The sequence below is a fragment of the Streptomyces sp. NPDC055632 genome, from assembly GCF_053618675.1.
In genome coordinates this window covers 67,543-87,807 of record NZ_JBSHHY010000003.1, presented here as the reverse complement: position 1 = coordinate 87,807, position 20,265 = coordinate 67,543, and the positions used below count along the sequence as shown (strand labels likewise).

At 72.5% G+C, this 20,265-nt stretch carries 21 protein-coding genes; 3 read left to right on the top strand and 18 right to left on the bottom strand.

Going from position 1 to position 20,265, the window contains the following annotated elements; all coding sequences use genetic code 11:
* Nucleotides 1–46: 46 nt before the first annotated feature.
* From ACWGSR_RS05660 to ACWGSR_RS05625, 8 genes are all read right to left on the bottom strand, one after another.
* Entirely contained in the window at nucleotides 47–184 is a 138-nt protein-coding gene (locus tag ACWGSR_RS05660) for a hypothetical protein (protein WP_453563755.1), read from the bottom strand.
* Nucleotides 185–387: 203 nt separating this feature from the next.
* Nucleotides 388–918: a tRNA (adenosine(37)-N6)-threonylcarbamoyltransferase complex ATPase subunit type 1 TsaE gene (tsaE, locus tag ACWGSR_RS05655; protein ID WP_376232378.1), complete on the bottom strand. Its 531-nt coding sequence runs from the start codon at nucleotides 916–918 to the stop codon at nucleotides 388–390.
* A gap of 9 nt (nucleotides 919–927) precedes the next feature.
* The gene (locus ACWGSR_RS05650; RefSeq protein ID WP_376232380.1) at nucleotides 928–2,115 is read right to left on the bottom strand and encodes an alpha/beta fold hydrolase; all 1,188 of its coding nucleotides are present in this window, start codon (nucleotides 2,113–2,115) and stop codon (nucleotides 928–930) included.
* A 12-nt stretch (nucleotides 2,116–2,127) separates the two neighbouring features.
* Nucleotides 2,128–3,276 carry an alanine racemase gene (gene alr, locus ACWGSR_RS05645; protein WP_453563753.1) on the bottom strand — a complete coding sequence of 383 codons (1,149 nt, stop codon included), beginning with the start codon at nucleotides 3,274–3,276 and terminating at the stop codon, nucleotides 2,128–2,130.
* A gap of 350 nt (nucleotides 3,277–3,626) precedes the next feature.
* The gene (locus tag ACWGSR_RS05640) at nucleotides 3,627–5,075 is read right to left on the bottom strand and encodes an NAD(P)H-hydrate dehydratase (protein WP_453563751.1); all 1,449 of its coding nucleotides are present in this window, start codon (nucleotides 5,073–5,075) and stop codon (nucleotides 3,627–3,629) included.
* A gap of 248 nt (nucleotides 5,076–5,323) precedes the next feature.
* Nucleotides 5,324–5,692: a holo-ACP synthase gene (locus tag ACWGSR_RS05635; protein ID WP_453563748.1), complete on the bottom strand. Its 369-nt coding sequence runs from the start codon at nucleotides 5,690–5,692 to the stop codon at nucleotides 5,324–5,326.
* A 43-nt stretch (nucleotides 5,693–5,735) separates the two neighbouring features.
* Nucleotides 5,736–7,583 carry a glutamine--fructose-6-phosphate transaminase (isomerizing) gene (gene glmS / locus ACWGSR_RS05630; RefSeq protein WP_453563745.1) on the bottom strand — a complete coding sequence of 616 codons (1,848 nt, stop codon included), beginning with the start codon at nucleotides 7,581–7,583 and terminating at the stop codon, nucleotides 5,736–5,738.
* Nucleotides 7,584–7,775: 192 nt separating this feature from the next.
* Nucleotides 7,776–8,549, bottom strand: coding sequence for a hypothetical protein (locus tag ACWGSR_RS05625; protein WP_453563743.1), 774 nt, complete (start codon nucleotides 8,547–8,549; stop codon nucleotides 7,776–7,778).
* A 173-nt stretch (nucleotides 8,550–8,722) separates the two neighbouring features.
* Between ACWGSR_RS05625 and coaA the strand changes: the two genes are divergently transcribed.
* Nucleotides 8,723–9,754 (top strand): type I pantothenate kinase, encoded by a 1,032-nt coding sequence (gene coaA / locus ACWGSR_RS05620; protein WP_376232388.1) that lies wholly within the window; start codon nucleotides 8,723–8,725, stop codon nucleotides 9,752–9,754.
* Nucleotides 9,755–9,756: 2 nt separating this feature from the next.
* Nucleotides 9,757–10,716, top strand: coding sequence for a DUF389 domain-containing protein (locus ACWGSR_RS05615; protein WP_453563739.1), 960 nt, complete (start codon nucleotides 9,757–9,759; stop codon nucleotides 10,714–10,716).
* 120 nt (nucleotides 10,717–10,836) lie between these two features.
* On the opposite strand, the gene glmM is transcribed toward ACWGSR_RS05615, so the two are convergent.
* From glmM to ACWGSR_RS05595, 4 genes are all read right to left on the bottom strand, one after another.
* Nucleotides 10,837–12,195 (bottom strand): phosphoglucosamine mutase, encoded by a 1,359-nt coding sequence (glmM, locus tag ACWGSR_RS05610; RefSeq protein WP_376232390.1) that lies wholly within the window; start codon nucleotides 12,193–12,195, stop codon nucleotides 10,837–10,839.
* Between the two features lie 132 nt (nucleotides 12,196–12,327).
* Entirely contained in the window at nucleotides 12,328–12,840 is a 513-nt protein-coding gene (gene rpsI / locus ACWGSR_RS05605) for a 30S ribosomal protein S9 (RefSeq protein WP_015035601.1), read from the bottom strand.
* A gap of 44 nt (nucleotides 12,841–12,884) precedes the next feature.
* Nucleotides 12,885–13,328 (bottom strand): 50S ribosomal protein L13, encoded by a 444-nt coding sequence (gene rplM, locus ACWGSR_RS05600; protein ID WP_148005774.1) that lies wholly within the window; start codon nucleotides 13,326–13,328, stop codon nucleotides 12,885–12,887.
* Nucleotides 13,329–13,625: 297 nt separating this feature from the next.
* Complete coding sequence (locus tag ACWGSR_RS05595; RefSeq protein WP_376232392.1) at nucleotides 13,626–15,248, bottom strand: ABC-F family ATP-binding cassette domain-containing protein; 1,623 nt, start codon at nucleotides 15,246–15,248, stop codon at nucleotides 13,626–13,628.
* Nucleotides 15,249–15,304: 56 nt separating this feature from the next.
* Here ACWGSR_RS05595 and ACWGSR_RS05590 point away from each other — a divergent pair, with 56 nt between their 5' ends.
* Nucleotides 15,305–16,366 carry a hypothetical protein gene (locus ACWGSR_RS05590; protein ID WP_453563736.1) on the top strand — a complete coding sequence of 354 codons (1,062 nt, stop codon included), beginning with the start codon at nucleotides 15,305–15,307 and terminating at the stop codon, nucleotides 16,364–16,366.
* Here ACWGSR_RS05590 and truA read toward each other — a convergent pair.
* The 6 genes from truA to rpmJ form a co-directional block, all read right to left on the bottom strand.
* Complete coding sequence (gene truA / locus ACWGSR_RS05585) at nucleotides 16,337–17,194, bottom strand: tRNA pseudouridine(38-40) synthase TruA (protein WP_453563734.1); 858 nt, start codon at nucleotides 17,192–17,194, stop codon at nucleotides 16,337–16,339. The genes ACWGSR_RS05590 and truA overlap by 30 nt on opposite strands.
* Nucleotides 17,195–17,276: 82 nt before the next feature.
* Nucleotides 17,277–17,771, bottom strand: coding sequence for a 50S ribosomal protein L17 (rplQ, locus tag ACWGSR_RS05580; protein WP_376232396.1), 495 nt, complete (start codon nucleotides 17,769–17,771; stop codon nucleotides 17,277–17,279).
* 146 nt (nucleotides 17,772–17,917) lie between these two features.
* Entirely contained in the window at nucleotides 17,918–18,940 is a 1,023-nt protein-coding gene (locus tag ACWGSR_RS05575) for a DNA-directed RNA polymerase subunit alpha (protein ID WP_030759338.1), read from the bottom strand.
* 117 nt (nucleotides 18,941–19,057) lie between these two features.
* Nucleotides 19,058–19,462, bottom strand: a complete 405-nt coding sequence (gene rpsK / locus ACWGSR_RS05570) for a 30S ribosomal protein S11 (RefSeq protein WP_003956432.1) — start codon at nucleotides 19,460–19,462, stop codon at nucleotides 19,058–19,060.
* A gap of 66 nt (nucleotides 19,463–19,528) precedes the next feature.
* Nucleotides 19,529–19,909, bottom strand: coding sequence for a 30S ribosomal protein S13 (rpsM, locus tag ACWGSR_RS05565; RefSeq protein ID WP_030209021.1), 381 nt, complete (start codon nucleotides 19,907–19,909; stop codon nucleotides 19,529–19,531).
* A 189-nt stretch (nucleotides 19,910–20,098) separates the two neighbouring features.
* On the bottom strand, nucleotides 20,099–20,212 hold the full coding sequence (gene rpmJ / locus ACWGSR_RS05560) for a 50S ribosomal protein L36 (RefSeq protein WP_003956441.1): 114 nt from the start codon (nucleotides 20,210–20,212) through the stop codon (nucleotides 20,099–20,101).
* Nucleotides 20,213–20,265 lie beyond the last annotated feature (53 nt).

Below are 20,265 nucleotides of genomic sequence, written 5' to 3'. Positions count from 1 at the left end.
GCCCCGGCCATGATCCGCCGGACACGCCCCGGGTGGCCTCGTGGCCCTAGGCGGCCTCGTCCTCCTCGGCCCGCCCGTACGCGCCGTACCCGGCGTCCCGCTCCCGCGCGTCGTCCTCGGGCCGTGGTCTCGGCGGGGTCGACAGGGCGCGGGCGGCCACGCAGGACGCCAGCAGCTCACTCATCGTGACGTGCTCCCGACCGGGTTCCACGCGCTCTGGCGCCGCCATGCCTGCCTCCCGTAGGTTAGGTACACCTAACCAGCTCGTGCGTCCATGGGACCACGGAGCGCACGGCCCACGCAACATTTTGCCGACACGTTGTCGGAACATACGTGGAGAGCGGGACGGGAAGGGTCGGAGCGCGCCCGGCTCCGGGACGGGGAGGGTCAGAGCGCGCCCAGCTCCTCCCCCGCCCAGCGCTCCCCGACACCGCGCAGCAGGACCGTGCGCCGGTCGTCGTCGGTGTCGCCGGTGACGCGGTGGATCAGGACGTGCAGCCGGTCGTCGGTCAGCTCCTCGACCTTGCCGTCGCCCCACTCCACGACCACGACGGACTCGGGCAGCGAGACGTCCAGGTCGAGGTCCTCCATCTCGTCGAGCCCGCCGCCGAGGCGGTACGCGTCGACGTGGACCAGGGCCGGGCCGCCGACCAGGGACGGGTGGACGCGGGCGATGACGAAGGTCGGGGAGGTGACGGCGCCGCGCACCCCGAGCCCCTCGCCGAGGCCGCGGGTGAGGGTGGTCTTCCCGGCGCCGAGCTCGCCGGTGAGCATGACGAGGTCGCCGGGGCGGAGCACCCCGGCGAGCCGGCGGCCCAGCTCCTGCATCCGCTCCGGGGAGTCGACGGAGAGGGTGGCCTCGGAGACGGGCGTGGTGCCGGCGGGTGCGGAGGGTACGGGCGGGTGCGCTGCTTCCATACCGCCAATCTAGCTTTTTCCGGGCTCCGTCCTCGCCGTCGTCGGCTCCGGCACGGCCCCGGCCCGTACGAGCAGGTCGGCGAGGCGGTCGGTGACGGCCTCCGGGTGCTCCAGCATCACCAGGTGGCCGCCGTCCGGGACGATCACCAGCTCGGCGCCGGGCAGGAGGGCGGCGATGGCCTCGGTGTGGGAGCTGGGGGTGACGAGGTCGCGGTCCCCGGCGAGCGCGAGCACCGGCAGGCCGCGGAGGGCGGGCAGGGCGGCGGACTTGTCGTGCTCCGCGAAGGCCGGGTAGAAGGCGGCGACGACGTCGATGGGGGTGGACTCGATCATCCGCTCGGCGAAGCGGGCGACCGCCGGGTCCACGTCCTTCGAGGCGAACGAGTACTTCTTGACGAGCCCGGCGAAGAGGTCGGCCGTCGCCCGGCGGCCGCGCTCGACCAGCTCCGCCTGGGCGCCGAGGGTCCGCAGGACGCCCGGCAGGATCCGCCGGACGGCGTTGACGCCCATGACGGGCAGTCCGTACGTCACCTCGTTCAGCTTTCCGGCGGAGGTGCCGACGAAGGCGACGCCGACGACGCGGTCGCGCATCAGCTCCGGGTACTGCTCGGCGAACGCCATCACCGTCATGCCGCCCATGGAGTGCCCGACGAGGACGAGGGGGCCCTCGGGGGCGGCGACGTCGACGACGGCCTTGAGGTCGCGGCCGAGCTGGTCGATGGAGACGGGGACGGCGCCGGGTCCGGCCTGGGCGACGCCCTGGCCCGAACGCCCGTGGCTGCGCTGGTCCCAGTGGACGGTCCGCACGAGACCGCGCAGGGCGGCCCGCTGGAAGTGCCAGGAGTCCTGGTTGAGGCAGTAGCCGTGGCTGAAGACGACGGTGACGGGGGCGGGTCTGCGGCGCCCGAAGAGGCGCCGGAGCCGGGCTCCGGAGGGATCGGGCTCGGCTCCGCCGACCTCGTCCACCTCGTAGTAGAGGACGGTCCCGTCGTCGGCGAGGGCGCGGCCGGGGGTGCCGCGGAGCCCGCCGTAGGGTCCGGCGGCGTCCAGGGCGAGCCGTGCCTTCTGGCGTACGGAACGGCCGACGGTGAGCCGTTCGACGGCGACCCCGGCGGCGGCTCCGGCCGCCAGGACGCCTATCGCGGCGCCGGCGAAACCGGCGCGGCGCCAGGTGCCGCCACTAGTGGACTCCCCCACGGCCGTTCCTCCTCATTCGCCCGGGTAGACGCGCGGGACGCGCGCCCCGATCCGGGTGACGATCTCGTACGCGATGGTGTCGGCGGCCACCGCCCAGTCCTCGGCGGTCGGTTCGCCCCGGTCGCCGGGGCCGAAGAGCACGGCCTCGGTGCCGGGCTCGGGGGTCTCCCCGCCGAGGTCGAGCACGAACTGGTCCATGGCGACGCGGCCGGCGACCGTGCGGACGGTGTCCCCGACGAGGACGGGGCCGCGGCCGGAGGCGTGCCGGGGGACGCCGTCGGCGTATCCGAGGGGCACGAGTCCGAGGGTGGTCTCGCCGTCGGTGACGTAGTGGTGCCCGTAGCTGACGCCGTGTCCGGCCGGGACCTGCTTGACGAGCGCGACGCTCGCCTTGAGCGACATGACGGGCCGCAGGCCGAGTTCGGCGGCGGTGCCGAGCTCGGGGCTGGGCGAGATGCCGTAGACGGCGATGCCGGGCCGGACGAGGTCGAAGTGGGCCTCGGGGAGGGTGAGGGTGGCCGGCGAGTTGGCGATGTGCCGGACCTCGGGATCGACGCCGGCCTTCTCGGCGTAGTCGAGCATCGAGCGGAAGACGTCGAGCTGGGCGGCGATGGAGGGGTGGTGGGGCTCGTCGGCGCAGGCGAAGTGCGACCAGAGCCCGGTGACCTTGAGCAGCCCCTCGGCCTCGGCCTTCAGCGCCTCCCCGACGAGCTCGGGCCAGTCGGCGGGCTGGCAGCCGTTGCGGCCGAGACCGGTGTCGGCCTTGAGCTGCACGCGCGCGCTCTTCCCGGTGGCCCGGGCCGCCGCGACGACCTCCCGCAGGGCCCACATCCCGCTGACGGACATGTCGAGCCCGGCCTCGATGCCCCGGTCCCAGGGGTCGCCGGGGGTCCAGAGCCAGCACATGACGGGAACGTCCGTGATCCCGGCGGCCCGCAGCGCGAGCGCCTCGTGCGGGGTGGCCGTGCCGAGCCAGTCCGCCCCCGCCTCCAGGGCGGCGCGGGCACAGCGCAGGGCGCCGTGTCCGTACGCGTCGGCCTTGACCACGGCCATGATCCGGACGTGGGGGGCGACGCGGGCGCGCAGCGTGCGGACGTTCGCACGCAGCGCGCCGAGGTCGATCTCGGCGCGGGCTCTGCGGGGCGGCGGTGTCTCAGTCATCGCGCCCAGTCTCTCAGGTACGCCCCCGGCGCCGCTTTCCCGGGCTGTAGCCCCGGTCACCCTTATGAGCGACCCCCGCCCGCCGACCGGTCCGACACGCCCGCCGACCACAGGAACGAACAGGAACGTTCCACCGCGAACCCGGGCGAGTCGGCGAAGGGGGTGCGCTTCGGAGCGGGTTGAGAGGGGCGGGTTACGGGGTGCGGGAGCGGGTCGCCGGGGGCGAGCGGGCTGCGGGCGCGGGAGCGGGGGCCCCGGGGGCGGAGCCCCCGGGAGAGATCCACCCGCACCACCCGCCCGCCCCCGGCAGGGTTTCGGGAAGGGGCGGGGTGGGGGAAAGGAACCGGCCCCTACACCGGCGCCCGCACGTCCTCCCACGCCCCCCGCAGCGCCCCCGCCACCTCCGTCGCCGTCACCGGGGCCGTCCCCGACGAGGCGCGGCGGGCGGCGAGGCCGTGGAGGTAGGCCGCGCAGGAGGCCGCGTCGACGGGCGGCAGGCCCGCCGCGAGCAGCGAGCCCGCCAGGCCGGAGAGGACGTCGCCGCTCCCGGCGGTGGCGAGCCAGGACGTCCCGGTCGGGTTCACCCGTACGGGACCGGCGTCCCCGCACACCAGCGTCGTGGAGCCCTTGAGGAGGACCGTCGCGCCGAAGCGGTCCGCCAGTTCGCGGACCGCCGCGAGCCGCCCCGCCTCGACCTCCTCCCGGGGGACGGAGAGCAGCGCCGCCGCCTCGCCCGCGTGCGGGGTGAGGAGGGTGGAGGCGCCCCGGCCCCGTACGACCGCCGGGTCGAGCCCCCGCAGCCCGTCCGCGTCGACCAGGACCGGCACGTCCGAGGCGAGGACGTCCGCGACCGCCTCCCGCGCCCCGGGCGCCTCTCCGAGTCCCGGCCCGACGACCCACGCCTGGACCCGCCCGGCCTTCTGCGGCGGCCAGGGGTGCACCAAGGTCTCGGGGTGCGCGGCGAGCACCGCGTCCCCGCCGGCCCCGACGTACCGCACGGCCCCCGCCCCGCCCCGCAGCGCCCCGGTCACGGCGAGGACGGCGGCACCGGGGTAGCGGGCCGAGCCGGCGACGACGCCGACGACCCCGCGCCGGTACTTGTCGCTCTCGGCGCCCGGCACCGGCAGCAGCCGCGCCACGTCCTCGTGCTGGAGCGCCTCCAGGTCCGGCACCCCCGGCAGGACCGCGCCGAGCCCGATGTCCACGAGCCGCAGCGCACCCGCGTACTCGTGCGCCGGGTCGACGAGCAGTCCCGGCTTGTAGGTCCCGAAGGTGACCGTGACGTCGGCCCGCAGCGCCTCCCCGGCGACCTCCCCGGTGTCGGCGTCGACGCCGCTGGGCAGGTCGACGGCGACGACGACGGCGTCGGAGCCGCGCGCGGCCCGGGCGACGGGGACGGCGTCGGGCCGCAGCCCGCCGCGCCCGCCGATGCCGGTGATCCCGTCGAGGACGAGGTCGGCGCCGGCCAGCGGCTCGAACGGGTCGTCAGCGATCCGCCCGCCCGCCGCCCGGAGCGCCGCGAGCCCGCCCTCGTGGGCGCGCGCGCCGAGCAGCACGGCGGTCACGCCCGCGCCGCGCCGGGCGAGCCGGGCCCCGGCGTACAGCGCGTCGCCGCCGTTGTCGCCGCTCCCGACGAGGAGGACGACCCGGGACCCGTACACCCGCCCCTTCCCGAGCAGCGAGCAGCAGGCGGCGGCGAGTCCGGCGGCGGCCCTGCCCATGAGGGCGCCCTCCGGGAGGCGGGCCATGAGGGCGGCCTCGGCGGCCCGGACGGTCTCCACGCGGTAAGCGGTACGCATGTCCAGCAGTCTGCCGCAGGCGGCGGAGGGCCGCCCGGAAGAGGACCGCCCGGAAGGGGCCCGCCCGGAGGAGGGTTGACATCGTCCGCCGTTCAACTTAGCTTAGGCTTACCTAAGTAGGTCGGATGGCGTCACACCACTCCGCACGCGCGCGGTACACACATCCTGTCGCCGGCCCTGGCAGCCGCGCGCGCCACACGTCCCGGGGCCCGGCCGTTTCCGAACGGCCGGGCCCCGGGTCGTACCGCTCACCCCTCCGCGATCACCACCGCCGACGCCACCCCCGCGTCGTGGCTCAGCGACACGTGCCAGTGCCGCACGCCCAGCTTCACCGCCCGGGCCTCCACCGATCCCCGCACCCGCAGGCGCGGCTGCCCGGTCTCCTCGACGTACACCTCGGCGTCCGTCCAGAGCAGTCCGGCTGGCGCGCCGAGCGCCTTCGCCAGGGCCTCCTTCGCGGCGAAGCGCACGGCGAGGGAGGCGACCCCTCGCCGCTCGCCGCTGGGGAGCAGCAGCTCGTCCTCGACGAAGAGCCGGTCGAGGAGCCCCGGCGTCCGCTCGATCGACGCGGCGAACCGGTCGATCTCCGCCACGTCGATCCCCACCCCGATGATCATGTCCCGCTCACTCCCCTGTTCCCCTCACTCCACGGTCACCGACTCACTCCACGGTCACCGACTTGGCCAGATTGCGCGGCTGGTCGACCTCGTTGCCCCGCGCGGTGGCGAGCTCGCAGGCGAAGACCTGGAGCGGCACCGTGGAGACCAGCGGCTGGAGCAGCGTAGGCGTGGCGGGGATCCGGACGAGGTGGTCGGCGTACGGGACGACCGTCTCGTCCCCCTCCTCCGCGATCACGATCGTGCGGGCGCCGCGCGCCCTGATCTCCTGGATGTTGGAGACGATCTTGTCGTGGAGGACGGAGCGGCCCTCCGGCGAGGGCACCACGACCACGACCGGCAGGTCCTCCTCGATGAGGGCGATCGGCCCGTGCTTGAGCTCTCCGGCGGCGAAGCCCTCGGCGTGCATGTACGCCAGCTCCTTGAGCTTGAGGGCGCCCTCCAGGGCCACCGGGTAGCCGACGTGGCGGCCGAGGAAGAGGACGGTGTCCTTGTGGGCGAGGGAGCGGGCGAGGGCCCGCACCGGCTCCATCGTCTCCAGGACGCGTTCGACCTCGTCGCCGATGCGGGCGAGTTCGCGCACGACGGTGAGGACCTCGTCGCCCCACTGGGTGCCGCGGACCCGGCCGAGGTGGAGCGCGAGCAGGTAGCAGGCGACGAGCTGGGTCAGGAAGGCCTTGGTGGAGGCGACGGCGACCTCGGGCCCGGCGTGCGTGTAGAGCACGGCGTCGGACTCGCGCGGGATGGTGGAGCCGTTGGTGTTGCAGACGGCGAGGACCTTCGCGCCCTGCTCGCGCGCGTGCCGCAGCGCCATCAGGGTGTCCATGGTCTCGCCGGACTGGGAGATCGCGATCACCAGGGTGCGCGGGCCGAGGATCGGGTCCCGGTAGCGGAACTCGCTGGCCAGCTCGACCTCGCAGGGGATGCGGGTCCAGTGCTCGATGGCGTACTTGGCGATGAGCCCGGCGTGGAAGGCGGTGCCGCACGCGACGACGACGATCTTGTCGGCCTCGCGGAGCACGGCGTCGGGGATGCGCACCTCGTCGAGGGTGAGCCGCCCGGAGGCGTCGATCCGGCCGAGGAGGGTGTCGGCGACGGCCTTGGGCTGCTCGGCGATCTCCTTGAGCATGAAGTGGTCGTAGCCGCCCTTCTCGGCGGCGGAGGCGTCCCAGTCGACGTGGTAGGCCCGCACGTCGGCGGGCGCGCCGCCGAAGTCGGTGACGGTGACGCCCTCCCGGGTCAGCTCGACGACCTGGTCCTGGCCCAGCTCGATCGCGGAGCGGGTGTGGGCGATGAAGGCGGAGACGTCGGAGGCGAGGAAGTTCTCGCCCTCGCCGACGCCGACGACGAGCGGGGAGTTGCGGCGGGCGCCGACGACGGCGTCCGGCTGGTCGGCGTGCACCGCGACCAGGGTGAACGCCCCGTCGAGCCGCCGGCACACCAGCCGCATGGACTCGGCCAGGTCGCCGGTGGAGGAGAACTCCTCGGCGAGCAGGTGCGCGACGACCTCGGTGTCCGTCTCGGACGCCAGGTCGTGGCCGCGCCCGGCCAGCTCCTCGCGCAGGGCGGCGAAGTTCTCGATGATGCCGTTGTGGACGACGGCGACCCGCCCGGCGTTGTCCAGGTGCGGGTGCGCGTTGGCGTCGGTCGGGCCGCCGTGGGTGGCCCAACGGGTGTGCCCGATCCCCACGGAGCCGCCGGGCAGCGGCCGTTCGGCCAGCTCCTTGTCCAGGTTGACGAGCTTGCCCGCCCGCTTCGCCGCGGCGAGCCCCCCGTCGGAGAGCACCGCGACACCGGCCGAGTCGTAGCCCCGGTATTCGAGCCGCTTGAGACCCGCGACCACCACATCAAGCGCCGACTGCCCGCCGACGTATCCCACGATTCCGCACATGTCGGAAGACTACGGCGGAAGGCACCCCGCCGGACGGAGCCGACACGGGCTCGGTCCGGCGGGGCGGAAGGGGACGCGCCGGGCGTCGGCCGAGCTAGGCGACCCGCGCGCCGGCGAGGGCCTCCGGGAAACCCGGGCGTCGGCCCGGCTTCTTCGCCCGGGCCCCGATCACGGCCCTCGGGAACCCCCGCGTCAGCCCAGCCTGGCGACCTGCGCGTCGATGACGGCCTTCGGGAACTCCTTGATCCCGCCGGGGGCGAAGCTGACGGACGAGAAGGACGCGAGCGTGTTGCCCTTGCGGAGGACGACGAGCTTGCTGACGAGCGGCTCGCCCTCCATGTCGCTGGTGATGGTGAAGGAGACCGCCTCCTCACCGGCGGTGAAGCTCTCCGGGACGACCTTGAGGACCTTGGTCTTCTCCGCCTTGTGGGACACCGTGAAGCCGCCGGCGCAGTCGGCGCCCGCCTTCTTCACCGAGGCGAGGGCCTCCTGGGCGCCCTGCCCGTCGTACGAGCCGAGCGTCAGCGCGGTGATCTGGACGCCGAACGCGTCGCGGATCGCGTCCTCCGGCGCGGCCGTGGCGTCCTTCTTCGGCTCCGCCATGATCTGGCGCTCGGCCGACGCGGCGGGCGAGCCGGGCGAGATGAAGGACATCGCGTGGGCGACCGGGGCGCACTCCGCCTTGACGGTGGCGACCTCGGACGCCGGCACGACGTCCCCGGCCTCGGCCTTCTGGACCTGGTAGCCCTTGAGGTCGGCCTTCTCGACGATCAGCTTCTCCAGCTCGGCGTCCGAGAGCGCCTTGGCGGCGGGGGCCTCGGACGTGGCGGAGGCGCTCGGCGCCGCCGAGCCCTTGCCGGCGTCCTTGCCCTTGTCGCCGCTCTCCCCGCCGCCACAGGCGGTGACGAGCAGGGCGAGCGAGACGGCGGTCGTGGCGACGGCGGCGGTGCGGATGGACGTACGCATGCGTGGTGACTCTCTGCTTCTCTTCGTGCCGCCCCGGGGCGGCTCCCCCCGCGTGCGATCCGGAGCCCACGCGGCCTCCGAATGATCGCCCAGGGGGACGCGTGCGACCAACCCCTTTCCCGCGTGACCGACCCCACCACCCACGCCCGCCCCCGACCCCCGACAATGGCGGTGTGATCACTTCGCCGCCACGAAGCGCCCACGGGGACGGCCCCGGGGGCGGGCCCCAGGGCCCCCGCCACGGAAACGGACACCGCCGTCCGTCCGAGGCGACCCCGTACGTCGACCTCACCCGGGCCGAGTGGAGCGCCCTGCGCGACAAGACGCCGCTTCCCCTCACCGCCGAGGAGGTCGAGCGGCTCCGCGGCCTCGGGGACGTCATCGACCTCGACGAGGTGCGGGACGTCTACCTGCCGCTGTCCCGGCTGCTCAACCTGTACGTGCAGGCCACCAGCGGTCTGCGCGGCGCCCTGAACACCTTCCTCGGCGAGAGCGCCGAGCAGCGCGGCACCCCCTTCGTCATAGGGGTCGCCGGTTCGGTCGCCGTCGGCAAGTCCACCGTCTCCCGCCTCCTCCAGGCGCTGCTCGCCCGCTGGCCGGAGCACCCGCGCGTGGAGCTGGTCACCACGGACGCCTTCCTCTACCCGATGGAGGAGCTGAAGGCGCGCGGCCTGATGTCCCGCAAGGGCTTCCCCGAGTCGTACGACCGCCGGGCCCTGACCCGGTTCGTCGCGGACATCAAGGCGGGCAAGGACGAGGTCACCGCCCCGGTCTACTCGCACCTGATCTACGACCGGGTGCCCGACGAGCGGCTCGTCGTGCGCCGTCCGGACATCCTGATCGTGGAGGGCCTGAACGTCCTCCAGCCGGCCCTGCCCGGCAAGGACGGCCGGACCCGCGTCGGCCTCGCCGACTACTTCGACTTTTCGGTGTACGTGGACGCGCGGGCGGAGGACATCGAGCGCTGGTACCTGAACCGCTTCCGCAAGCTGCGCGACACCGCGTTCCAGGACCCCTCCTCGTACTTCCGGCGCTACACCCAGGTCTCCGAGGACGAGGCCTTCGACTACGCCCGCACCATGTGGCGGACCGTCAACAAGGTGAACCTCCTGGAGAACGTGGCGCCCACCCGCGGCCGGGCCACCCTCGTGGTCCGCAAGGGCCCCGACCACAAGGTGCAGAAGCTGAGCCTCCGTAAGCTCTGAGGATGCTGCACCTCCGGATGATCGTCCCGCACGAGACCACCCCGGCCGTGACCGAGCTCATCGAGTCGACGGTGGGCACCACGCACCTGGTGGTGATCCCCGGCGCGGCCCGGTCCCCCGCCGGGGACGTCGTGCTGTGCGACGTGGCACGCGAGGCGGGCGACGAGCTCCTCAAGGGCCTGCGCGGACTGAGGATCGACCAGGTCGGTTCGATCGCCGTCGACGACATCGGCCTCTCCCTCTCCGCTCGGGCGGTCACCGCCGAGAAGGAGGCCCCGGGCGAGCCCGCCGACGCGGTGATCTGGGAGCAGCTGACGGGCGCGACGCACGAGGAGTCGACGCTCTCGGTCACGTACGTCGCGTTCATGGTCCTGGCGACGATGATCGCGGCCTGCGGCGTCGTCCTGGACAACGCGGTCCTCGTCGTCGGCGCCATGGCCGTCGGCCCCGAGTTCGGCCCGCTCGCCGGCGTCTGTACGGCGGTGGTGCGGCGCGCCCCGAGGCTGGCCGCGCGCTCGCTGATCGCGCTGCTCGTCGGCTTCGCGGTGGCGATCGCGATGACGACGCTGTTCAGCCTGGGGATGGACGCGCTGGACCTGTTCAGCCGGGCCCAGCTGGACGCGGAGCGGCCCAACACCCGCTTCATCTGGCAGCCGGACCCGTTCTCCTTCGTCGTGGCGCTGCTCGCGGGCGCGGCGGGCGTGCTCTCGCTGACCTCGGCGAAGTCCGGGGCCCTGGTGGGCGTGGCGATCTCGGTGACGACGGTCCCCGCGGGCGCGAACGCGGCGGTGGCGCTCGCCTACGGCGACCTGGGCCAGATGTGGGGCTCGGTCGAACAGCTGCTGCTCAACCTGTTCGGGATCATGCTGGCCGGAGTGCTGACGCTGTACGGCCAGAAGCTGCTCTGGCGCACCCAGCGCGGCCGCTGGCGCCGCGAGCCGGCCGCCCGGAAGGACGGATGAGAACGGCAGGACGGACGGGAACGGCAGGGCAGATGAGAACGGCGGGACGGACGGGAACGGCCCCGCCGCACCGGAGTCCGGTGCGACGGGGCCGTTTCGCATGACGGTGCCTCAGAAAGGCTAGCCCAGAACGGACTTCACGACGTCCGCGAGGCGCTGCGCGACCGACCGGGCCTGCTCGATGTCGGCGGCCTCGACCATGACGCGGACCAGCGGCTCGGTGCCCGAGGAGCGGAGCAGCACCCGGCCGGTGGAGCCGAGCTCGCGCTCCGCCTCGGTGACGGCGGCGGCCAGGTCGGCGGAGGTGGCCACGCGCGACTTGTCGACGTCCTTCACGTTGATGAGGATCTGCGGCAGCCGCTCCATCACGCCGGCGAGGTCCGCGAGCGACTTGCCGGTGGCGGCGACCCGGGCGGCCAGCATGAGGCCGGTGAGGGTGCCGTCGCCGGTGGTGGCGTGGTCGAGCACGATGACGTGGCCCGACTGCTCGCCGCCGAGCGCGTAGCCGTGCTCCTTCATGGACTCCAGGACGTAGCGGTCGCCGACCGCCGTCTGGACGAGGCTCAGGCCCTCGCGCTCCATGGCCAGCTTGAAGCCCAGGTTGGACATGACGGTCGCGACGACCGTGTCGCCGCGCAGGGTGCCGGCCTCGCGCATGGCGAGGGCGAGCACGGCGAGGATCTGGTCGCCGTCGACCTCGTTGCCCGCCGCGTCCACGGCGAGGCAGCGGTCGGCGTCGCCGTCGTGCGCGATGCCCAGGTCGGCGCCGTGCTCGACGACGGCGGCCCGGAGCAGGCCGAGGTGGGTGGAGCCGCAGCCCTCGTTGATGTTGAGGCCGTCCGGCCGGGCGCCGATGGTGATCACCTCGGCGCCGGCCCGGGCGAAGGCCTCGGGCGAGACGCGGGAGGCGGCGCCGTGGGCCTCGTCCAGGACGACCTTCAGGCCGTCGAGGCGGTTGGGGAGGACCGCGATGAGGTGGGCGACGTACGTGTCGAAGCCCTCGTCGTAGTCGCGGACGCGGCCGACGCCGGCACCGGTCGGGCGGTCCCAGGGGGCGCCCGTGCGGTGCTCCTCGTACACGGCTTCGATCTTGTCCTCCAGTTCGTCGGCGAGCTTGTGGCCGCCGCGCGCGAAGAACTTGATGCCGTTGTCGGGCATGGCGTTGTGGCTCGCGGAGAGCATCACGCCGAGGTCGGCGCCGAGGACGCCGGTGAGGTGGGCCACGGCCGGGGTGGGCAGGACGCCGACGCGCAGCACGTCGACACCGGCGCTGGCGAGACCGGCCACCACGGCGGCCTCCAGGAACTCTCCGGACGCGCGGGGGTCGCGCCCGACCACCGCGATCGGCCGGTGCCCTTCGAAGGTGCCCGCCTCGGCGAGCACGTGCGCCGCCGCGACGGACAGGCCGAGCGCCAGCTCCGCCGTCAGGTCCGCGTTGGCGACGCCGCGTACGCCGTCCGTGCCGAAGAGTCGTCCCACTGCTGTCCTCCGAAAATACGTGCCCGGGCGCCCATGAAAGAGAGGCTTATGAAAGGAGAGTACGAAAAACCGTACGCCCCGACGGCACGGGCAGTGCCGCCGGGGCGTACGGAAAGCAGACCGAGCAGGCGATTAACGCTTGCTGTACTGCGGGGCCTTGCGGGCCTTCTTGAGACCGGCCTTCTTGCGCTCGACCGCACGGTCGTCGCGGGAGAGGAAGCCGGCCTTCTTCAGCGCCGGGCGGTTGTTCTCGACGTCCGCCTCGTTCAGCGCACGGGCCACGCCGAGGCGCAGGGCACCGGCCTGACCGGAGACGCCGCCACCCGCGATGCGGGCGATGACGTCGTAGCGGTTGTCGAGCTCGAGCACCTTGAAGGGCTCGTTGACTTCCTGCTGGTGCACCTTGTTGGGGAAGTAGTCCTCAAGGGTGCGACCGTTGATCTTCCACTTGCCGGTGCCCGGAACGATCCGGACGCGGGCGATGGCGTTCTTGCGACGGCCCAGGCCGGCGGCCGGCTGCGGGTCGCCGAAGCGGGACGCGAGCGACTCGGAGGTGTACTCACCCTCGACGAGCTCGGTCTCGGTGGTGTACTCCTCGACGCCCTCGAACTCGTCGACGGGGGTCTCGGGGGTGGTCTCGGCCACGATGCTCCTCAGATTTCTTTCGTTCTTAGGGGGTGTGGCCGGAACTACTGCGCGACCTGGGTGATCTCGAACGGGACCGGCTGCTGAGCAGCGTGCGGGTGGTTCTCGCCCGCGTAGACCTTCAGCTTCGAGAGCATCTGACGGCCCAGGGTGTTCTTGGGGATCATGCCCTTGATGGCCTTCTCGACGGCCTTCTCGGGGTTCTTGGCCAGCAGCTCGTCGTAGCGGACGGAGCGCAGACCACCCGGGAAGCCGGAGTGGCGGTACGCCAGCTTCTGGGTCTTCTTGTTGCCGGACAGGTGGACCTTGTCGGCGTTGATGATGATGACGAAGTCGCCCATGTCCATGTGGGGGGCGTACACCGGCTTGTGCTTGCCTCGCAGGAGGTTCGCGGCCGTGGTCGCCAGACGGCCCAGGACGATGTCCTGCGCGTCGATGATGTGCCACTGGCGAGTGACATCGCCGGGCTTGGGGCTGTACGTACGCACTTCGTAGCCTTCGCTTCTTCAGTGGATGGAGTCCAGACACACCTGAAGCGATCATGCAGCTGGGGCCTGCACTGCCGGGACGCCGCCCGTATGCGAGCCACTGGTAACTGCTCCAGGGAACTTGCGCGAGGCCCTTCGCGTGAGAACGACGAAGCCACTGCGCATAACAAACCGCAACAGTACCCGCGCCACCCCGGACGGGTCAAAACGCCGGGAGGGCGCCGGGCCCGTCCGGGGGCGGTCCCAGGAGGGCGCCGGGCCCGGCCGGGGACCGCTCCGGGAGGGTCCTCCGGGCGCCTACCGCGCCCGCTCGACCCGCCGCTCGTCCCACACCGGCTCGCTCGTCTCCCGCACGACCCCGTCCGAGCCGAAGACCAGGTACCGGTCGAAGCTCTTCGCGAACCAGCGGTCGTGCGTGACGGCCATCACCGTCCCCTCGTACGACTCCAGACCGTCCTGGAGCGCCTCGGCCGACTCCAGGTCCAGGTTGTCCGTCGGCTCGTCGAGGAGCAGCGCCGTCGTGCCCGCCAGTTCGAGCAGCAGGATCTGGAAGCGGGCCTGCTGGCCGCCCGAGAGCTTGTCGAAGGGCTGGTCGCCCTGGCGCTCCAGCTCGTACCGGCGCAGCACGGACATCGCCCCGCCCCGGTCCTTGGAGTGCTCGGTCCACAGGATGTCGACGAGCGGGCGCCCGGCCAGCTCCGGGTGGGCGTGGGTCTGCGCGAAGTGGCCGGGCACGACCCGGGCGCCCAGCTTCCACGTCCCGGTGTGCGCGACCGACCCGTCCCCGGCGAGCAGCCGCAGGAAGTGCGACTTGCCGGAGCCGTTCGAGCCGAGGACGGCGACCCGTTCCCCGTAGAAGATCTCAAGCGAGAACGGCTTCATCAGCCCGGTCAGTTCGAGGTTCTCGCAGGTCACGGCCCGCACCCCGGTCCGTCCGCCGCGCAGCCGCATCCGGATGTCCTGCTCGCGCGGCGGCTCCGGCGGCGGCCCGGCCTCCTCGAACTTCCTCAGCCGGGTCTGCGCCGCCGCGTACCGCGAGGCCAGCTCGTGGCTGACCGCGGCCGCCTGCCGCAGGTTCACCACGAGCTTCTTGAGCTGGGCGTGCTTCTCCTCCCAGCGCCGCTTCAGCTCCTCGAAGCGCGCGAACCGCTCCCGCCGCGCCTCGTGGAAGGTGTCGAAGCCGCCGCCGTGCACCCACACGTCCGAACCGGCCGGCCCGGGCTCCACCGCGACGATCTTCTGCGCGGCCCGGGACAGCAGCTCCCGGTCGTGGGAGATGAAGAGCACGGTCTTGCGGGTCTCCCGCAGCCGCTCCTCCAGCCACCGCTTGCCGGGCACGTCGAGGTAGTTGTCCGGCTCGTCCAGGAGCAGCACCTCGTCGGGGCCGCGCAGCAGCGCTTCGAGCACGAGGCGTTTCTGCTCGCCGCCGGAGAGCGTCCGGGCCTCCCGGAACTGCGCCTTCTCGTACGGGACGCCGAGCGCGGCCGTGGTGCAGATGTCCCAGACGGTCTCCGCCTCGTACCCCTGCACCTCGGCCCAGTCGGAGAGCGCCTGCGCGTACCTCATCTGCGCGGCCTCGTCGTCGACGGTCATGATCAGGTGCTCGGCCTCGTCGACCGCCTTCGCGGCCTCCCGGATCCGGGGCTGCGCGACCGAGACGAGCAGGTCGCGGACGGTCGAGCCGTCCCGTACGGAGCCGACGAACTGCGACATCACTCCGAGGCCGCCGCTGACGGTGACGGAGCCGCCGTGCGGCTTGAGCTCCCCGGAGATCATCCGGAGCAGGGTCGTCTTCCCGGCGCCGTTGGCCCCGACGAGGGCGACGACGGCCCCCTCCCCGACCCGGAAGGAGGCGTCCCCGAGCAGGACCCTCCCGTCGGGAAGGTAGTACTCAAGATGTGCGGCCTCGACGTGTCCCATGAGGTGCATTGTCACCGCCCGCACCGCCCGGACCCAACCGGTTTAGGATGCGCGGCATGAGCTTTGGGGGACCGCAGTGGCCGCAGGAGCCGCAGCAGCAGGGGCAGCAGGGGTACGGGCAGCAGCCCGGCGGCCACGGACAGCAGGGACAGGGTCAGGGGTACGGGCAGGGGGCGGGCGGCTACGGATACCCCGGCCCCCAGGGCGGCGCCCCCGGCCCGTACTCCGGCTCCGGCCCCCGGGGCGGCGGCGCTCCGGCCCCCTTCCCGGGCGCACCGGCCCCGGCCCCCGACCCCTTCCCCGGCGCCCAGGGCGGCGGCTCCACCCCCGACTGGAGCGCCCTGGCCGACGCCTCGGCCTCCCGCAACCGCCGCAGGCGCCGGCTGATGATCGGCGGCGGCGTCCTGGCCACCCTGCTCGTCGGCGCGATCGTCGCCACCGCCGTGGTGGCCACCGGCAAGAAGGACGACACCGCGAAGAACGGCGGCGGGACCCCCACCGGCGCGGTCTCCCCCACCGAGGCCCCCTCCCCCGAGCCGACCTTCTCCTCGGTGGCGCCGCCGCCCCCGCCGAACCCGAAGGACTACATCTCGGACCCGAAGAAGGACAGGGCGCCGCTCACCGCCGAGGGCCTCTTCCCGGGCACGAAGCTGACCATGAGCGGCCGCCCGTACAAGAAGGGCGCGACCTCCGCCACGACGAACTGCGCGGCCGTCACCCAGGGCGGCCTCGGCACGGTCCTGAAGAAGAACGGCTGCCAGAGGGTGCTGCGGGCCACCTACGTGCGGGACGGCGTGGCGGTCACCGTCGGCGTCGCCGTCTTCCCCTCCGAGGCCGCGGCCCTCAAGGCGAAGGAGCAGGCCGTCGGCGGCATCGCGCCCCTGGTCGGCGCGGGCGTGGGCGACTTCTGCCACGCCACGGTCTGCCTGCGCCGCTCGAACTCGATCGGCCGGTACGCGTACTTCACCCAGGCCGGCTTCACCAATGGCAAGAAGGTCACCACGGCCGACCAGGGCGTCTTCCGGTCCAGCGACGACCTGGGCACCTTCGCCTTCAACCAGATCTACGCCCGCGGCAAGTCCCAGGCCTCAGCAGCAGCCGGCGCTCCCGGGCAGTGAGCGCCTGTTGCGCGCCTCCCGGTTGCGGGCGGCGAGCAGCTCGTCGGCCGGGTAGCCGACCTCTTCGAGGGTGAGGCCGTGCGGACGCACGACGTGCACGGCCGAGTCCCGGACGCCGGCCGCGAGCACCTTGCCCGGCCAGTCCACCGGCCGGTGCCCGTCGCCGACGAAGAGCAGCGCGCCGACGAGCGAGCGGACCATGTTGTGGCAGAAGGCGTCCGCCTTCACGGTCGCTTCGAGGACGCCGTCGGGCCGCCGCTCCCAGCGCAGCTCCTGGAGGGTGCGGATGGTGGTGGCGCCCTCGCGCCGCTTGCAGTACGCGGCGAAGTCGTGCTCGCCGACGAGCGCGGCGGCGGCCTCGTTCATGGCGTCCATGTCGAGGGCCCAGTCGTGCCAGAGCACGTGCCCGCGCAGCAGCGGGTCGACCCCGCCGGGGTTGTCGGTGACGCGGTAGGCGTAGCGGCGCCAGATCGCCGAGAAGCGGGCGTTGAAGCCACTGGGGGCCTCGGTCAGGGACCAGACCCGCACGTCGTGCGAAAGGCGCCCGGCGAGCCGCCTCAGCAGCTTGTCGCGGTGCTCCTCCCACAGCTCCACGGGCAGGTCGACGTGGGCGACCTGGCCGCGCGCGTGCACACCGGCGTCGGTCCGCCCGGCGACGGTCAGCTCGTACGTCTCCTGGGACCGGGTCACGGTCCGCAGGGCGTTCTCGATGTCCCCCTGGACGGTCCGCCGCCCGTGGGCCTGCTTGGCCCAGCCGGAGAAGTCCTTGCCGTCGTACGAAAGGTCCAGCCGAACCCGTACGAAACCGTCCTGCACGTCGTCGCTCACGCGGAGATCCTCTCAAACACACGGGAACGGGCCCGCACCCCAGGGGGTACGGGCCCGCACACGGAAAACGCCGGAAAAACGCTTACGCGTCCTTCGACTCCTCAGCCGGGGCCTCGGCGGCCTCGTCCTTGGTCTCCTCGGCCTTGGGGGCCTCGTCGGCCTCCTTGACGGCGCGCTTGGTGGCGGCCTCGGCCTCGGCGACGGTCGCCTTCTTGGCGATCTCGCCCTCGACCAGCTCGATCACGGCCATCGGGGCGTTGTCGCCACGACGGTTGCCGATCTTGGTGATGCGGGTGTAGCCACCCGGACGCTCCGAGTAACGCGGGGCGATCTCGGTGAAGAGGGTGTGGACGATGCCCTTGTCGGTGATCGTCTGCAGCACCAGGCGACGGTTGTGGATGTCGCCCTTCTTCGCCTTGGTGATCAGGCGCTCGGCGACCGGACGCAGGCGGCGGGCCTTGGCCTCGGTCGTGGTGATGCGGCCGTGCTCGAAGAGCGACTTCGCCAGGTTGGCGAGGAGCAGCTTCTCGTGCGCGGCGGAACCGCCGAGGCGGGCACCCTTCGCGGGACGCGGCATGGTGTTTCTCCTTGTGATCTGCACCGGCCGTATGAGGTACCGATGTCAGTGTCCGAGCGGGCGGTCACCCGTCGGAGACCCCGCCCCCCAGGGGCGCGGGGAACTGCGCGACCAGCCGAAACCGGTCGGCAGCCAAAACTGGACCGTCAGTACTGCTCGGTCTCGACGAAGCCCGCGTCCGCGTCGTCGTCGGCGCCGAAGGCGTCCGCCGCGGCGGTCGGGTCGAATCCGGGCGGGCTGTCCTTGAGCGCCAGGCCCATGCCGGCCAGCTTCGCCTTGACCTCGTCGATCGACTTCGCACCGAAGTTGCGGATGTCGAGCAGGTCCGCCTCGGAACGCGCCACGAGCTCGCCCACGGAGTGGATGCCCTCGCGCTTGAGGCAGTTGTAGGAGCGGACGGTGAGCTCCAGCTCCTCGATCGGCAGCGCCAGGTCGGCGGCCAGGGCGGCGTCCGTCGGGGACGGGCCCATGTCGATGCCCTCGGCGTCGATGTTGAGCTCGCGCGCCAGACCGAACAGCTCGACCAGGGTCTTGCCGGCGGACGCCATGGCGTCGCGCGGGCGCATGGCCTGCTTGGTCTCGACGTCGACGATCAGCTTGTCGAAGTCGGTGCGCTGCTCGACACGGGTCGCCTCGACCTTGTACGTGACCTTGAGCACCGGCGAGTAGATGGAGTCGACCGGGATGCGGCCGATCTCCTGGCCGACCTGCTTGTTCTGCACGGCGGAGACGTAGCCGCGACCGCGCTCGACGGTCAGCTCCATCTCCAGCTTGCCCTTGGCGTTCAGGGTCGCCAGGACGAGGTCGGGGTTGTGCACCTCGACACCGGCCGGGGGCGCGATGTCGGCGGCGGTGACCAGACCCGGGCCCTGCTTGCGCAGGTACATCACGACCGGCTCGTCGTGCTCCGAGGAGACGACCAGCTGCTTGATGTTCAGGATGAGGTCGGTGACGTCCTCCTTGACGCCCGGCACGGTGGTGAACTCGTGCAGGACCCCGTCGACGCGGATGCTCGTGACGGCGGCACCCGGGATCGAGGAGAGGAGGGTACGGCGGAGGGAGTTGCCGAGGGTGTAGCCGAAGCCCGGCTCCAGCGGCTCGATCACGAACCGGGAGCGGAACTCGTCGACGACCTCTTCGGTCAGCGACGGACGCTGAGCGATAAGCATGTTGTGTCCTTCAGTCGTGGACGCCCACTATTTGACGTCCGACTTGTCCTGCAAGGGTACGGGCGGCACGGCCCCGAAGAGCCGTACCGCCCGAAGTCCTGAACAAGCAGCCGTGCGTCAGACGCGGCGGCGCTTGGGGGGACGGCAGCCGTTGTGCGGCGTGGGGGTGACGTCCTGGATCGAGCCGACCTCGAGGCCGGTGGCCTGGAGGGAGCGGATCGCGGTCTCACGGCCGGAGCCGGGACCCTTGACGAAGACGTCGACCTTGCGCATGCCGTGCTCCTGCGCGCGGCGGGCGGCCGACTCGGCGGCCATCTGCGCGGCGAAGGGGGTGGACTTGCGCGAGCCCTTGAAGCCGACGTGGCCGGCGGAGGCCCAGGAGATCACGTTGCCCGAGGGGTCCGTGATCGAGACGATCGTGTTGTTGAACGTGCTCTTGATGTGCGCGTGGCCGTGAGCGACGTTCTTCTTTTCCTTGCGGCGCACCTTCTTGGCAGCGCCCTGACGACCCTTGGGGGGCATCTATAACTCCTACGGGAGGTGGTCGGTCCTACAGCGAAGACCGCTTGGTCAAGCGTCCGCTGAGGACTACTTCTTGCCCGGCTTCTTCTTGCCGGCGATGGCGCGACGCGGGCCCTTGCGGGTACGGGCGTTCGTGCTGGTGCGCTGACCGCGGACGGGCAGGCCACGACGGTGGCGGAGGCCCTGGTAGCAGCCGATCTCGACCTTGCGGCGGATGTCGGCGGCGATCTCACGGCGGAGGTCACCCTCGGTACGGAGGTTGGCGTCCACGTACTCGCGGATCTTGACGAGGTCTTCCTCGGCGAGGTCGCGGACACGGGTGGACGGGTTCACGCCGGTCGCGGCGAGAATCTCCTCGGACCGGGTGCGCCCGATACCGAAGACGTAGGTGAGTGCGACCACCACACGCTTTTCGCGCGGGATGTCAACACCGGAAACGCGTGCCATTCAATGGCTCCTGTGTTCTCGGGGGTCTGCTGCAGAACCGTTCCCGGCTGCCGTATGAGGTACAGGTCGGGTCCCCGGCCCCCGCCGGAGGTGCCGTCAACCGTGGGACACGGTCGGACGGGCTCTGCGTATGTACGTGTTGCTATGCGTCGCGCGAAGAACTGCGAGATGCAGGTCGGTCGGCGTGCGTCAGCCCTGGCGCTGCTTGTGGCGCAGGTTGTCGCAGATGACCATGACCCGGCCGTGACGGCGGATCACCTTGCACTTGTCGCAGATCTTCTTGACGCTCGGCTTGACCTTCATGGGATGTGAGGTTCTCCGGGTCAGTGCCACCACCCGCGCGCGGAGGCGGGGTG